Origin of the sequence: Bradyrhizobium sp. WU425, assembly GCF_021052305.1 — a bacterium.
Taxonomy (GTDB): domain Bacteria; phylum Pseudomonadota; class Alphaproteobacteria; order Rhizobiales; family Xanthobacteraceae; genus Bradyrhizobium; species Bradyrhizobium canariense_D.
In genome coordinates, this window is the sequence record NZ_CP088089.1 from 4,948,593 (window position 1) to 4,962,327 (window position 13,735).

Consider the following 13,735-nt stretch of genomic DNA (forward strand, 5'->3'; position numbering starts at 1 on the left):
GATATCGCGCTCGCGCGCTCATCCGGGCTACGGCACTGAGAAAATCGAGGAGAATACAAATGGCAGACCGCCTCAAGGGAAAGCGCGCCGTCATCACGGCTGCAGCGGCAGGCATCGGGCGCGCATGCGCCATTGCATTCGCGCGTGAAGGCGCAACCGTCATCGCCACCGACATCAATGAGAGCGGCATCGCGAGCCTGGCTAAGGAAGGTATTGCCGAGACTGCGAAGCTCGACGTGCGCAGCACCGCCGACGTTAACGCCTTCGCCAAGCGCGTCGGCAAGGTCGACATCCTGCTCAACGCGGCGGGCTTCGTGCACCACGGCACCATCCTGGAGTGTTCGGAAGAGGATTTTGATTTCTCGTTCGACCTCAACGTCAAGTCGATGCACCGGACCATCAGGGCCTTCCTGCCGGACATGCTCGCGGGCGGCGGCGGCAGCATCGTCAACATCTCCTCCTGCGCGGCGCTGCGGCCGCCGGCCAACCGTTACGTCTACAGCGCTTCGAAGGCAGCGGTGTCGCTGCTGACGCGCGCGGTCGCGCTCGACTTCATCACCAAGGGCATCCGCTGCAACAGCATCTGCCCGGGCACCGTCGAGACGCCTTCGATGCTCGACCGTGCCGCAGCGCAAGGGCCGCAGGGCAAGGAGATGTTCGTCTCCCGCCAGAAGATGGGCCGGCTCGGCACCGCCGACGAGATCGCATCCATGGCGGTCTATCTCGGCAGCGACGAGAGCGCCTTCACCACCGGTGTCGACCTCGTGGTCGACGGCGGCTACATGCTCTGACGCCAGAGGCCCGGCATGAACAAGATCGATCTCAACGGCCGTGTCGCCATCGTCACCGGCGGCGCGCAGGGCTTTGGCCGCGCCATTGTTCAGCGCTTCGTCGCCTCCGGCGCCAAGGTCGCGATCTGGGATTTTGATGCAGCCCTGGCCGAGAAGACGGCAAAGGAAATCGGCGATAACACCTGCGTCTTCAAGGTCGACGTCACCGATACCGCGGCCGTCGAGCAGGCCCGCGACGCGACGCTGGCCGCCTTCGGCAAGATCGACATCCTCGTCAACAATGCCGGCATCGCCGGCGTCAACAAGCCGGTCTGGGAGACCGATCTCGAGGAATGGCGGAAAGTTCTGCGCATCAACCTCGACGGCCCTTTCATCGTCTGCAAGGCGATCGTGCCTTGGATGCTCAAGCAGAAGTACGGGCGCATCGTCAACATCGCCTCGATCGCCGGCAAGGAAGGCAATCCCAACGCCTCGCATTATTCGGCGTCCAAGGCCGGCCTGATCGCGCTGACCAAGTCGCTCGGCAAGGAATTGGCCGCACACGACATTCTCGTCAATGCGGTGACTCCCGCGGCTGCGAAGACGGCGATCTTCGACCAGATGACGCAGCAGCATATCGACTTCATGCTGTCGAAAATCCCGAAAGCGCGCTTTGTGCTGGTGGAAGAGCTAGCCGCGATGGTGAGCTGGCTCGCATCCGAGGACTGCGCGTTCTCGACCGGCGCCGTGTTCGACATCTCGGGTGGGCGGGCAACCTATTGAGGCAGCCATGATCCGAGAAGGCGGATGTCTGTGCGGCGCGGTGCGGTTCAAGGCGGAGGGCGAGCCGCTCAACGTCCGCATCTGCCATTGCCGCCTCTGTCAGAAGGCGATGGGCTCGCCCTACTTCGCCCGCGCGCAATTCGACCAGCGCGCACTGACTGTCGAGGGCGACACCGAGCGCTATGCGTCGTCCGAGAACATCGACCGCGTGTTCTGTAAGCGCTGCGGCACGCGCCTGTTCGCCTGGCGGCGCAACGGCACGCTGGCTGGCGTTGCGCTGGCGACCTTCGACGATCGCAACGCGTTTGTGCCCACCGAGCACATCTGGGTCAGCGAAAAGATGGGCTGGGTGACGATCGAGGACGGCATGATCCGATATGACGGGACGATCCCGACGTAGCTCATCCGGCGCCAAGGCTCCACGTCACGGCCGCTGGTCTCGCCGATCATTTGCGGCGTGGCATTTCGGGACCGCCCACCCTATGTTGGGGTGACGCGTTGCTGCACCACCGGTTGGCTGGGTCGGCTGCAAGACCGCAGGCAAACCGGGACGGACGAGCCGTGAACATTTCCTTGTATGACCTCTCGGTGTGGGTGCTGCCGCTGGTGCTCGCCATCACCTTCCACGAGGCTGCCCACGCCTTCGTCGCACATCGTCTCGGTGATGATACCGCATGGCAGCTCGGCCGTGTCAGCTTCAACCCGCTCCGCCACATCGACCCGTTCGGCACGCTGATATTGCCGGCGATGCTGCTGTTCGCGCATTCGCCATTCCTGTTCGGCTATGCCAAGCCTGTGCCGGTGAATTTCCGCAAGCTCAACGACCCCAGACTCGGCATGGTCTGGGTGGCGCTGGCCGGGCCCGCCACCAACATCCTGCTGGCGCTGTCCGCAGCTCTTGCCCTGCACGCCCTGCCCTGGGCCCCAGCGAACTCGGCGCAATGGATCTTTGACAATCTCAAGAACGCACTGCTGATCAACGCGGTGCTGGCGGTGTTCAACATGATGCCGATCCCGCCGCTCGACGGCGGGCGCGTCGCGGTAGGGCTGCTGCCCCGGCCACTCGCCCTCCCGCTGGCGCGGCTCGAGCCGTTCGGGATGCTGATTCTGATCGGCTTGCTGATCCTGCTACCGCTGGCAGGCTCGCAGTTCGGTCTAAATCTTGATGTTATTTCAGCAATACTGCGAACGTTGACTGGTTATGTGATTCAGGCTGTTCTCATTCTGACCGGCAATACGTAGTTGAACAGCACACCCGAACACAAGCCGAAGGGCTCGAGGCCGACTTGGTCAAAGCTGCCGATATGCTGATCGCGCGACGCGCTGATACCCGCGCTCGCGCCGATTTTGCCACCTGGAAGATGATGGCCAAGCTCAACGGGTCGTCCGCGCTGCCTCCGGAGGCGCAGGAGTTCCTCCTGAGCTACAAGAACCTGCGGGCGCAGATGAACGAGGGTGAGGCTACCGAGGCCACCATCGGCGCCATCTACAAGGCCTACTATGCCGAGATGGGCGGCGCGGGAACTCCACCTGACGTCCGCCCCCGGGCGGCTGAACCGGCGGCGGACAATGTTACCGCTTTCCGCCGCCCCGAACCGAAGCTGAAGAAGGCCAGTTTCTTCCGGGCAGCGACCGCGGGCGCAACCCAGAAGCGGCCGCTCCCGGTGGCCCTGATCTTCGCCTGCCTGGTCGTGGTCTATGTCGGGATCAGGCTCTACTGGCGCTGAGCCGTCTTCTTCTTTTTCCTTGCGTCCGGCGGCGTGAAGATGATGTCGACGGTGCGCTCGAACCGGTCGTCGGTCAGGCTGGCAGGCGGCTGCGGGATGGGATCGGATTTGCGGACAATCGAGATCGCGGCCGCATCGTAAGCTGCATCCCCGGACGACTCGACAACGTCGACTGAAAGCACGTTGCCCCGTCGGTTGATCGCGAAGCTGACCTTGACTTTCTGATTGTTGGGCTCCTTGCCTTCCGGATTGACCTTGTGGGCCGTAAGGTGCGCGCTAATCTTGCGATTCCAGTCTGCCGTGAGCTTTAGAATGTCCTTGCCGATGCCCAGCACGGGCGCCAGTGCCTTCTCGGCCTCGCGCGCGTCCTCGTCGAGCGTCTGCCGCGCCGTCGCAACGGACTTCGGCGAGGCCTCCGCAGCGGGCGTTTCGACCGCCGCAATCTTCGGATCCTCGTCCTGCGGCTTCTTCGAAATGTTCTCGGTGACGACCCGATCGGGATCGTCGACCTGTTGCGACTGATCCTTTGGAAGCTCGGTTTCCTTGGTCTCGGCCTTTTGCTCGGGAAGCGCCTGCTGCTCCTGCATCGCTTCACTATCCGGTCCCGGCGGAAGGTCGGTGTCAGGCGCCTTCGGCGAGGCCATCTCGACAGCGAACTCCGCGCCGGCCGCGCCGAGGCCGTCATCGGCGTCATCGGCCCGCAGGTGCGCCAACGCGAGCGCGGCCCCGCCCAGATGGAGCGCGAGCGCCGCCATCGCTGCCAAAATCCAAAGCGTCCGGGCTGGTCTGGACTCGTCCGACATAGCGGGCCTCTAAGGCTGAGCGGCGCCTGCCGCGGGCGCCCCCGGAGCGCCTTCCAGCGCAACCAGCTTCACCCGCGAATAGCCGCCTGAGCGCAACAGCTCCATGACGCCCATCAACTCGCCATACGGCACCGAGCGATCGGCGCGCAGGAACACGTACTTGTCCTTGCTCATGTCGGACAGCCCGTCGAGGGTGCCGATCAACTCGGCGCGGTGGACCGGGTTCTCTCCGATGGCAAGCGTCAAATCGGGCTTGATGCTGAGATAGGTCGGCTTGTCCGGCTTCTTCTGCGGCGTCGCGCTCGACGTCGGCAGATCGATCGGCAGGTCGACGGTCGAGAGCGGCGCTGCGACCATGAAGATGATCAGCAGCACCAGGATGACGTCGATGAACGGCGTGACGTTGATTTCATGCGTTTCGCCGAAATCGTCGTCGTCATCATTGTCTGCGAGCGAAACGCCCATGGTTCACTCCGCCGCGCGCGAATGCACGCTGCCGTGGCTGCGGTCGAGATCGCGCGAGAGCAACCGCCCCGCCGCGCCCGAGGCACGGCTGACGAGCTCGAGATAGCTCTTCGTCACGCGCGAGAAGTAATTGTAGATGATGACGGCGGGAATGGCGGCGACCAGACCGATCGCGGTGGCGAGCAGCGCCTCGGCGATACCGGGCGCAACGACGGCGAGGTTCGTGGTCTGCGACTTCGAGATGCCGATGAAGCTGTTCATGATGCCCCACACCGTGCCGAACAGGCCGACGAAGGGCGAGGTCGAGCCGATGGTCGCGAGCACACCCATGCCGACGCGGATGCGCCGCGCCTCCGCGCGCATGATCTCGGAGAAGCTCGAAGCCGCCCGCTCCTTGATGCCGGTGTCACTGGACAGGCCGGCCGACATCCGCGCCTCCCGCAGCGCCGCCGCCAGGAAGGACGGCAGGATCCCCGCTTTGGAGCCGAGCGCCATCTGCGCTTCCGCGAGCGAGCGCGCCTCCGCGATCTTCTTCAGCGCCGAGCGAAGCTTGGTCGCGGCGATCGACAGCTCGATCGACTTGGCGATCAGCACCGTCCAGGTCATCAGCGATGCAAAAGCGAGCCCGATCATCACCGCCTTCACGATGATGTCCGCCGACATGAACATCACCCAGGGCGACAATTCCTTCATGGCGGGCGCGATGCCGGCTGCAGTATCGGACTTTGCAGCCGCAGGCGCGGCAGCTTGCGGCGCCGCAGGCGGAGCAACAACCGGGGCCGGGCCGACCGGGGACGGCTGAGCCGTCGACTGGACCGGTGCCGCGGGCGTGGCCTGTGTCTGGGCGGAAACAGGGGATGCAAGCCAGGCGGCCGCCAGCACAAGAGCTGCGGCAAGGCTTGCTTGGAAGGACATGATCTTCATACTTCGGCCCAGTAGCGAATGAGGTTGTGATAGATACCCGTCAATTTGACCGTTTCGGGATCGTCACGCCCGAGCCGTTCCACCAGCGCCTGTATCGCGGTGTCGAGGTCAAAGATCATGCTCCGGGCTTGATCGTCCCGTATCATGCTCTGAAGCCAGAAGAAAGACGCAACCCGCGTTCCCCTCGTCACCGGGGTGACCAGATGGAGGCTGGTCGAGGGATAGAGCACGCAGTCCCCGGCCTGCAACTTGACTTCGTGCGAACCGTAACTGTCCTCGATCACAAGTTCGCCACCGTCGTACTCCTCCGGCTCGGCCAGGAACAGCGTCACCGACAGGTCTGTGCGGATGCGGAGGCCGGTCAGGCGGTCGCCGCGGATGGCATTGTCGACGTGCAGGCCGAAATGGTGGCCGCTGCTGGCTGCATAGCGGTTGAACAGCGGCGGGAATATCTGGAGCGGGATCGCCGCCGCGATGAAGCGCGGGTTCGAGGTCAGCGCCGAAATGATGCGGTTGCCGAGTTTTCGCGCGACTTCGCTGTCGGGCGGCAATTGCTCGTTGCGCTTGACCATCGCCGACTGCGAGCCGGCGGTGGAGCGCCCGTCCTCCCAATCGCTGGCGTCCATGATGCGGCGGAAATCCGCCACATCATCCTTGCTCAGAACGCCAGGCAGGCACGTCAACATGATCAGAACTTCGCCGTCGTCACGAGGTAGAACGCCCGTCCCGGCGCGACCGCCACGAAAGGCACGGCACTGCGATAGAACGAGTCGTAGTAGAGCTTGTTCGTCAGGTTCTGGGCGTAGAACTTCATGGTCCAGTTCTGGTCGATCTTCTTCTCGAGGAACGCGTCGAACCGCCAATAGCTCGGCAACTCGTTGGTGTTGGCCGCGAACGTGCCGCCATAGACCTTCGAGCGGTACACCGCCTGCCCGCCGAGTTCCCAGCCGCCGTCGAACTTGTACTTGGTCAACATGCTGAACGATTGGTGGGCTATGTTGGCGAGTTGCAGACCGAGATTCGAGGCAACGCCGCTCTGCGTGACCTTCGACTGCATCAGCACCAGGCCGCCAAAAATGCTCCAGCGGTCGGTGAGCTTGCCCTCGGCCTCGATGTCGATGCCCTGGATCCTGTAGGCGGCGCCCGAAGTCAGCACGCTGTTGACGGTCTCGCGCGCATTGTCCTTGGTCGTCTGGAACAGCGCACCGGTCACCAGCAGGTGACGGTCGGCAAGCTCCCATTTGGTGCCGAGCTCGATTGCCTTGTTGCGCTCGGGTCCGAGCAAAACGGTCGTGTTGGGCGGAACACCACCGTAATCGGTCGCGGTCGCATCAAGCTCCGACCCGAACGGATTGGCCGAGGTCGCATAGGCTGCATAAAGGCTGCCGATCGAGATCGGCTTGTAGACCGCGCCGACATTGTAATTGACAAGATCGGCGTTCATTTTTAGGGCGGGGGGCGCGTTGACTGACGCACTCATATTATAGCCGTCGTAGCGCACGCCGCCATTCACAATGATGGTGTCCTGCCAGTTCGCAGTGTCCATGACGTAGACGCTGCTGGTGTTGACACCATAGCGCGTGGGATTTCCAACCAGCGATGGCGTGTTGCTGAAGGGAATGTAGGTGTACTGCGGCGAGTAGAGGTTGACCCCCGTGACCGCTCCGTTGCTGGTCGAGCCGCCGCCGAATAGTTCCGACGAGAGGCCGGTGTAACGGTCGATCGAGATGTTCTCGTTGGCGTATTCCACGCCGAACACCGCGGTGTGCTTGACCCCTCCGGTGACGAGCTTGAAAGTGGCCTCGTTCTGGTTGGCCCACACGTCGACGTTCTGGAAGCGGCTCTGCGCGCTGGCCGTGGTGGTCCAGAGCAGCGGATTGGGGCTGGTCGTGTTCGGGTTCTGCGGCAAGGTGCCGATGTAGTTCAGCAGCGAGTGCTCGCCGCGAACCTTGCTGGTCAGCGTAATGGCATCGTTGACCTTGTACTCGATCGTTCCGGTGCCGAAATCCTGCCGTGCGGTCTGGAAGTCGCGATTGAGGAAGCCGTACCAGTTTCCGCGCGGAATGCCCGCCGACGTCACAGGGACATTGCCCTGCCTGTAGAAGGGCACGCCGAAATCCGGGTAGCCGCTAAGATCGGTGTGGACATAGTTCGTCGTGATCTTGATGTCGTTGGTCGGGGTGTACTTGGTCGAGATGAAAGAACCCCAGCGATCGTCGGTGATATAGTTGCGGCCGGCGACGTTGGCGTCCTGGAACAGGCCGCCCACGCGCACGGAGAAGGTCGGATCGACGACCTGGTTGACGTCGAGCGTGACGCGCTTGGTTCTGTCGGTGCCGAACTCGGTATCCATCCGCTTGAAATTAACGTCGCCCGCCTGCTTGGTGACGATGTTGATGGCACCGCCAGCGGTGCCGCGGCCGGCGTAGGACGAGGCGGGGCCCCGCAGGATCTCGATCTGCTCGGTGAAGAAGTTTTCGCGGATTGAGACCGCGGGATCGCGGATACCGTCGATGAAGACGTCGTTGCGCGCATCGAAGCCGCGGATGAAGAAGCGGTCGCCAAACGCGTTGCCGCCCTCGCCCGACCCCAGCGTCACGCCAGCGGTGGAGCGCCCGATCTCCTTCAGCGTCGTGGCGTTCTTGTCCTCGAGAACTTCCTTGCTGAGCACGGTGATGGTCTTCGGCGTGTTCAGCATCGGCTCGGGAAACTTGCCGGAGGCCTGGACGTGGTCGACCTTGTATGGCGCCGCCGGATCCGAATACGGATTGCGGTCAACCTCGCCGGACGGCGTGGTGGGAGCGGTCTGCTGCGCCGCCTGCTGCCGCTGCGCGGCGCGGCGAAGCGCATTGCGCGCGCGGACCTGATCCGCCGTCGGCTTCGAAGCCACCGGGCGCGGACGCGCGACCGGCGCATCGACCGTCACCGGCGGCAGGTTCGACTGCTGAGCCTCCGCGCCGCTCGACACCGATGCTGCTGCGATCAGGCCGGCGACAGCGGAGACCTTCTTGCCGGAAACGCTCGTGAACTTTTCATCGAATGCTGCGACCGAACGCAACGACTTCGGTGCGACCACCTGCCCCATTACCAAACACGCCCCATATTCCAGTTCGCCCATTCACTTCGATGAGCGATTGGAGTGTTGGTATCGGCCGCAAAATTGCGGGTCAATGCGAGTAAGCCGCGAGAACGCTTGAATAAGTCCAGATCAAAGCGATTCTAAACTGCCGTTTGAAATCGTTCTAAATCGAGATTGGAGTCGTTCTAAAGAGCGCGTGAAAATGCTGCTAAATCGGCGGTCGCGGGCGCATGGTCAATCGCTGCTTGGCGGCTTCATCAACGAGAACAATTCATCGACGGTCTTCCGCGCCACCGCGCGCACGCGGTCGCTGTTGTCCATGCCTGCGATGTTGACGCCGTTGACGACGGCTCTGATCTCGTCGCGGAACTCGGTGAGAAAGCGCAAGGGATCACGCTGCTCGTTGGCGACGCGTGCGATCAGTCCCGTGATCAGGATCTGACACGCGATCAGCTTGCCGTTCAGTTCGTCCATGCTGCGCTCCCGTTGTGGCGCGTCGATATGACCGATGCCGATTTCCCTGACAACCGAAACGAGCTCCGCACGATTAGAACCGTTCCTGCCAGCCGTCGCCTTGCGGCCTAGGCGCGGCGCCGCTCAGTCCAGAGCACACCGCTTTCGAGCATTGCACAAACTTTGCACGCTGATCGTTCCTGAGGGGGGAATGCAGCACGGCACACCGTAGTGACACGGAGCTGCCTAACCCGTGCAAAGCTTTCCAATTGTTTAGGATTCTCAACCGATAGTGCTGTTTACACTGGAACTTGGCGTGTATTATACAAGCCTCCTGGAACCCTATGATTGCCTCATAATTCGTAGCTTAGGGCATAAGAGCCGACACGAGACGATATGAAAAAGTCCCGGCCGATCCTCTGGATTCTGATCATCGCGGCCGTGGCCTCCGCAGGTTACTATGGTTGGCAGAAATTCGGCTCGCCCGACGCCGGAAAAACCCAGACCGCACAAAAGGGGCCGCAGCGCCCGTCCGCCGTCCCTGTGAGCGTTTCGCCGGTTCAAAAGGTGGACTTTCCGGTTTACCTGACCGGTCTGGGCACGGTTGCGGGCTTCAACACCGTCCAAGTCCGGACCAGGGTGGATGGCCAGATCGACAAGATCGCCTTCACCGAAGGCCAGATCGTCAAGGAGGGCCAGCTTCTCGCCTCGATCGATCCCCGTCCCTATCAAGCCACGCTCGACCAGGCCAAGGCCAAGAAGGCCCAGGACGAGGCAAATCTGGCCAACGCCAATCTCGAGCTCCAGCGCGCCATGAAGCTCGGCGAATTCGCCACCGCCCAGCGGGTCGACACCCAGCGTTCCACGGTCGCCCAGCTCACGGCGCAGATCGCCGCCGACGATGCCGCGATCTCCAACGCGCAGACCCAGCTCGACTACACCCAGGTCAAGGCGCCGATCACCGGCGTCGCGGGCCTGCGCCAGGTCGACATCGGTAACATCGTCAACGCCTCGACGCAGACCGGTATCGTCACGATCTCGCAGGTCGAGCCGATCTCGGTGATCTTCACCGCGCCGGAGGATCAGCTGCCCTATATCAGCGAGGGCCAGAAGGCCGGCGCGCTCAGGGTGATCGCCTTCACCACCGACGGCAAGAAGACGCTGGCCGAGGGCAAGCTTGCCGTCATCAACAACCAGGTCGACACCAGCAGCGGCACGATCCGGCTCAAGGCGGTGTTCGAGAACAAGGACCACGCGCTTTGGCCCGGTCAATCGGTGTCGACACGCCTGCTGGTGCGCACCCTCAAGGATGCGACCGTTGTCCCGGATGACGCGGTCCAGCACTCCACCAACGGCCTCTACGCCTATTCTGTCAATCAGGACAACAAGGCCGAGGTGCACAAGATCAAGGTCAGCTACAGCATCGACGGACGTTCGGTCGTCGACGAAGGGCTGACGCCCGGGCAGCAAGTGATCACCGGCGGCCAATTCAAGGTCCAGCCCGGAAGCCTCGTCTCCACGGCCGTGGCGAGTACGGATCCGGCCCAGAACAAGGTCCGACAGGAATGAACGCGGGCGGGATTTCGGCACCTTTCATCCGTTATCCCATCGGCACCTCGCTGCTGATGGCCGGCATTCTCTTCGTCGGTCTCGTCGCCTATCCCCTGCTGCCGGTCGCGCCACTGCCGCAGGTAGACTTCCCGACCATCCAGATCACAGCCAATCTGCCGGGCGGCAGCCCAGAGACCATGGCTTCGTCGGTGGCCCAGCCGCTCGAACGGCAATTCGCCCAGATCCCGGGCATCGCCCAGATGACCTCGACGAGCTATCTGGGCACCGCGTCGATCACCATCCAGTTCGACCTCAACCGCAGCATCGACGGCGCCGCCAACGACGTGCAGGGCGCCATCAACGCCGCGAGCGGTCAGCTGCCGAAGAACCTGCCGTCGCCGCCGACCTACCGCAAGGTCAACCCGGCCGACGCGCCGATCCTGCTGCTGTCGGCAACCTCAGACACATTGCCGCTGACCAGCGTCAGCGACGCGGTCGACGCCCAGCTCGCCCAGCAGATCAGCCAGCTCTCCGGCGTCGCGCAGGTCTTCATCGGGGGCCAGCAGAAACCGTCTATCCGCATCCAGATCGACCCGGCGAAACTCGTCGCCAAGGGCCTGTCGATGGAGGACGTGCGCAGCCAGATCGCGATCACCACGGTCGACAGCCCCAAGGGCAACATCGACGGCCCGAAGCGCGCCTACACGATCTACGCCAACGACCAGCTCACGCAGGCCAAGGACTGGAACGACGTCATCATCGCTTATCGCAATGGCGGTCCCTTGCGAATCCGCGATGTCGGCCAAGCGGTCAGCGGCGCCGAGGACGCCAAGCAGGCGGCCTGGGCCAACGGCAAGCGCGGCGTGTTCCTGGTGATCTTCAAGCAGCCGGGCGCCAACGTTATCGAAACCGTCGACCGGATCAAGGCCACCCTGCCTCGCCTCGTCGCCGCGATCCCGCCCGCGATCAAGATCGAGCTCATCAGCGACCGCACCACGACGATCCGCGCCGCGGTCGAGGACGTCCAGTTCACGCTGCTGCTGACCATAGCGCTGGTGGTCATGGTCATCTTCATTTTCCTGCGCAGTTTTTGGGCGACCGTCATTCCCACAATCACAGTGCCGCTGGCGCTGCTGGGCGCGTGCGCCTTGATGTGGGTCGTCGGCTATTCGCTCGACAATCTGTCGCTGATGGCGCTCACCATCGCGGTCGGATTCGTCGTCGACGACGCTATCGTGATGCTCGAGAACATTACGCGCTACATCGAAGAAGGCGAATCGCCGATGGCGGCGGCCTTCAAGGGCTCCAAGGAAATCGGCTTCACCATCGTGTCGATCAGCATCTCGCTGGTCGCAGTGCTGATTCCACTGCTGCTGATGGGCGGCATCATCGGACGCCTGTTCCGCGAATTCGCCGTCGTGCTGGCGATGACAATCTTCGTTTCGATGTTCGTGTCGCTGACCCTGACGCCGATGATGGCCTCGCGCTTCCTGCGCGCCCATGGCGAGGTCACCCACGGCAAGTTCTACCAATGGAGCGAGCGCGGCTTCGATGCAATGTTGCGCGGCTACGAATGGGTGCTCGACCATGCCCTGAGCTGGCGCCGCACCACGCTCACGATCTTCTTCGCCACCCTTGCCCTGTCGGTCTATCTGTTCGTGCTGATCCCGAAAGGCTTCTTCCCGCAACAGGACGTCGGCCTGATCACGGCGACCTCGGAAGCCTCCCAGGACATCTCGTTCGCGGAGATGCAGCGCCGCCAGGTCGAGCTCGGCAAAATCGTAATGGACGACCCCGACGTCGCAACGATCGCGATGAACATCGGCGGCAGTGGCCGCGCCGGCAACAACGGCAACATGTTCATCACGCTGAAGCCGCTCAGCGTCCGCAATGCCTCGGCGCAGCAGATCATCGCGCGGCTGCGTCCCAAGCTCGAGAAGGTGTCCGGCGCCCGCCTCTACATGCAGGCGGCCCAGGACGTCCGGCTCGGCGGCCGGCCGACGCGTACGCAGTTCGAGTTCACCCTGCAGGACGCCGATCTCGCCGAGCTCAATGACTGGGCGCCGAAGATTCTCGCCAAGATGCAGACCTTGCCGCAACTGCGCGACGTCGCGACCGACCAGCAGACCCAGGGCACCACGGTTCAGCTCAAGATCAACCGCGATACGGCTGCGCGTTACGGCATCCAGCCGCAGCTGATCGACGACACGCTGTACGACGCCTTCGGACAGCGCCAAGTCACGCAGTATTTCACCCAGCTCAACACCTACAAGGTGATTCTCGAGATCCTGCCGGAGATGCAGGGCAGCCTCGAGAGCCTGAACAAGCTCTACCTGAAGTCTCCGCTGACCGGCGACCAGGTGCCGCTGTCGACCTTCGCGACCTGGAGCACCGATCCGGTTCGCCCGCTCTCGATCAGCCACCAGGGCCAGTTCCCGGCGATCACGATCAGCTTCAACCTCGCCCAGGGCGTCGCGCTCGGCCAGGCTACGGAGGCCGTGCAGAAGGCGATGGCGGACCTCGGCGCGCCGCCGACGCTCAATTCGAGCTTCCAGGGCACGGCACAGGCGTTCCAGCAGTCGCTCGGCACCGTGCCGCTCCTCATCCTCGCCGCGCTGGTCGTGGTCTATCTGATCCTCGGCATCCTCTACGAGAGCTACATCCATCCGATCACGATTCTGTCGACGCTGCCCTCGGCCGGCGTCGGCGCGCTCGCGATCCTGATGGCGGCGGGCTTCGAGTTCAGCCTCATTGCTTTGATCGGAGTCATTCTGCTGATCGGCATCGTGAAGAAGAACGGCATCATGATGGTGGACTTCGCCATCGCCGCGGAGCGCGACGAGCACAAGACGCCGGCGGAATCGATCCGGCAGGCAGCGCTGTTGCGCTTCCGTCCGATCATGATGACGACGATGGCTGCCCTGCTCGGCGGCGTGCCCCTGATGCTGGGCCACGGCACCGGCGCCGAGATTCGCCAGCCGCTCGGCTACGCTATGGTCGGCGGTCTGATCGTCAGCCAGGCGCTGACGCTGTTCACCACCCCGGTCGTCTATCTCTATCTCGACGAGCTCAACAACTGGTTCTCGGGCTGGGGCCGCAAGGGTGACGGCGAAGGCGACGAGACGGTCGAGCACGGCACCGTTAAGGAAGCTGCCGAGTAGCAGCTTGCACCGCGCGCCT

The 13,735-nt window shown here is 63.4% G+C and carries 13 protein-coding genes; 7 read left to right on the plus strand and 6 right to left on the minus strand.

The features are described 5' to 3' along the window. Positions 1 to 59 precede the first annotated feature (59 nt). From BcanWU425_RS24150 to BcanWU425_RS24170, 5 genes are all read left to right on the plus strand, one after another. Positions 60 to 791: an SDR family oxidoreductase gene (locus BcanWU425_RS24150; protein ID WP_018459248.1), complete on the plus strand. Its 732-nt coding sequence runs from the start codon at positions 60 to 62 to the stop codon at positions 789 to 791. Positions 792 to 806: 15 nt separating this feature from the next. Next, positions 807 to 1,553, plus strand: a complete 747-nt coding sequence (locus tag BcanWU425_RS24155; RefSeq protein WP_018459249.1) for an SDR family NAD(P)-dependent oxidoreductase — start codon at positions 807 to 809, stop codon at positions 1,551 to 1,553. Positions 1,554 to 1,560: 7 nt separating this feature from the next. Further along, on the plus strand, positions 1,561 to 1,953 hold the full coding sequence (locus BcanWU425_RS24160; RefSeq protein ID WP_018459250.1) for a GFA family protein: 393 nt from the start codon (positions 1,561 to 1,563) through the stop codon (positions 1,951 to 1,953). Positions 1,954 to 2,114: 161 nt separating this feature from the next. Beyond that, positions 2,115 to 2,795, plus strand: coding sequence for a site-2 protease family protein (locus BcanWU425_RS24165; RefSeq protein WP_026233763.1), 681 nt, complete (start codon positions 2,115 to 2,117; stop codon positions 2,793 to 2,795). 62 nt (positions 2,796 to 2,857) lie between these two features. Then, on the plus strand, positions 2,858 to 3,280 hold the full coding sequence (locus tag BcanWU425_RS24170; RefSeq protein WP_018459252.1) for a hypothetical protein: 423 nt from the start codon (positions 2,858 to 2,860) through the stop codon (positions 3,278 to 3,280). On the opposite strand, the gene BcanWU425_RS24175 is transcribed toward BcanWU425_RS24170, so the two are convergent. The 6 genes from BcanWU425_RS24175 to BcanWU425_RS24200 form a co-directional block, all read right to left on the minus strand. Beyond that, a complete protein-coding gene (locus BcanWU425_RS24175) occupies positions 3,268 to 4,083 on the minus strand; it encodes an energy transducer TonB (protein WP_085352796.1) in 816 nt (271 codons plus the stop codon). The two genes, BcanWU425_RS24170 and BcanWU425_RS24175, sit on opposite strands and share 13 nt — an antisense overlap. A gap of 9 nt (positions 4,084 to 4,092) precedes the next feature. Beyond that, the gene (gene exbD, locus BcanWU425_RS24180; RefSeq protein WP_018459254.1) at positions 4,093 to 4,548 is read right to left on the minus strand and encodes a TonB system transport protein ExbD; all 456 of its coding nucleotides are present in this window, start codon (positions 4,546 to 4,548) and stop codon (positions 4,093 to 4,095) included. A 3-nt stretch (positions 4,549 to 4,551) separates the two neighbouring features. Then, positions 4,552 to 5,472, minus strand: a complete 921-nt coding sequence (exbB, locus tag BcanWU425_RS24185) for a tonB-system energizer ExbB (protein ID WP_085395901.1) — start codon at positions 5,470 to 5,472, stop codon at positions 4,552 to 4,554. After that, positions 5,469 to 6,158 carry a Fe2+-dependent dioxygenase gene (locus BcanWU425_RS24190; RefSeq protein ID WP_018459256.1) on the minus strand — a complete coding sequence of 230 codons (690 nt, stop codon included), beginning with the start codon at positions 6,156 to 6,158 and terminating at the stop codon, positions 5,469 to 5,471. Before BcanWU425_RS24190 ends, exbB begins: the two co-directional genes overlap by 4 nt. A 2-nt stretch (positions 6,159 to 6,160) precedes the next feature. Beyond that, positions 6,161 to 8,557, minus strand: a complete 2,397-nt coding sequence (locus BcanWU425_RS24195; protein WP_231188603.1) for a TonB-dependent receptor — start codon at positions 8,555 to 8,557, stop codon at positions 6,161 to 6,163. A gap of 228 nt (positions 8,558 to 8,785) precedes the next feature. After that, positions 8,786 to 9,025, minus strand: coding sequence for a hypothetical protein (locus BcanWU425_RS24200; protein WP_085352792.1), 240 nt, complete (start codon positions 9,023 to 9,025; stop codon positions 8,786 to 8,788). Positions 9,026 to 9,400: 375 nt separating this feature from the next. On the opposite strand from BcanWU425_RS24200, the gene BcanWU425_RS24205 reads away from it, so the two are divergent. Next, entirely contained in the window at positions 9,401 to 10,573 is a 1,173-nt protein-coding gene (locus tag BcanWU425_RS24205; protein ID WP_204510936.1) for an efflux RND transporter periplasmic adaptor subunit, read from the plus strand. After that, a complete protein-coding gene (locus BcanWU425_RS24210; protein WP_085395899.1) occupies positions 10,570 to 13,716 on the plus strand; it encodes an efflux RND transporter permease subunit in 3,147 nt (1,048 codons plus the stop codon). Before BcanWU425_RS24205 ends, BcanWU425_RS24210 begins: the two co-directional genes overlap by 4 nt. The last annotated feature ends 19 nt before the right edge of the window (positions 13,717 to 13,735 follow it).

Bases quoted from the DNA above. Each gene is read 5' to 3' on its own strand.
- BcanWU425_RS24195 (WP_231188603.1), bottom strand. From the start codon at position 8,557: ATGGGGCAGGTGGTCGCACCGAAGTCGTTGCGTTCGGTCGCAGCATTC.
- BcanWU425_RS24155 (WP_018459249.1), top strand. From the start codon at position 807: ATGAACAAGATCGATCTCAACGGCCGTGTCGCCATCGTCACCGGCGGC.
- BcanWU425_RS24205 (WP_204510936.1), top strand. From the start codon at position 9,401: ATGAAAAAGTCCCGGCCGATCCTCTGGATTCTGATCATCGCGGCCGTG.
- BcanWU425_RS24160 (WP_018459250.1), top strand. From the start codon at position 1,561: ATGATCCGAGAAGGCGGATGTCTGTGCGGCGCGGTGCGGTTCAAGGCG.
- exbD (WP_018459254.1), bottom strand. From the start codon at position 4,548: ATGGGCGTTTCGCTCGCAGACAATGATGACGACGACGATTTCGGCGAA.
- BcanWU425_RS24175 (WP_085352796.1), bottom strand. From the start codon at position 4,083: ATGTCGGACGAGTCCAGACCAGCCCGGACGCTTTGGATTTTGGCAGCG.
- BcanWU425_RS24210 (WP_085395899.1), top strand. From the start codon at position 10,570: ATGAACGCGGGCGGGATTTCGGCACCTTTCATCCGTTATCCCATCGGC.
- BcanWU425_RS24190 (WP_018459256.1), bottom strand. From the start codon at position 6,158: ATGTTGACGTGCCTGCCTGGCGTTCTGAGCAAGGATGATGTGGCGGAT.
- BcanWU425_RS24200 (WP_085352792.1), bottom strand. From the start codon at position 9,025: ATGGACGAACTGAACGGCAAGCTGATCGCGTGTCAGATCCTGATCACG.
- exbB (WP_085395901.1), bottom strand. From the start codon at position 5,472: ATGAAGATCATGTCCTTCCAAGCAAGCCTTGCCGCAGCTCTTGTGCTG.
- BcanWU425_RS24170 (WP_018459252.1), top strand. From the start codon at position 2,858: ATGCTGATCGCGCGACGCGCTGATACCCGCGCTCGCGCCGATTTTGCC.
- BcanWU425_RS24150 (WP_018459248.1), top strand. From the start codon at position 60: ATGGCAGACCGCCTCAAGGGAAAGCGCGCCGTCATCACGGCTGCAGCG.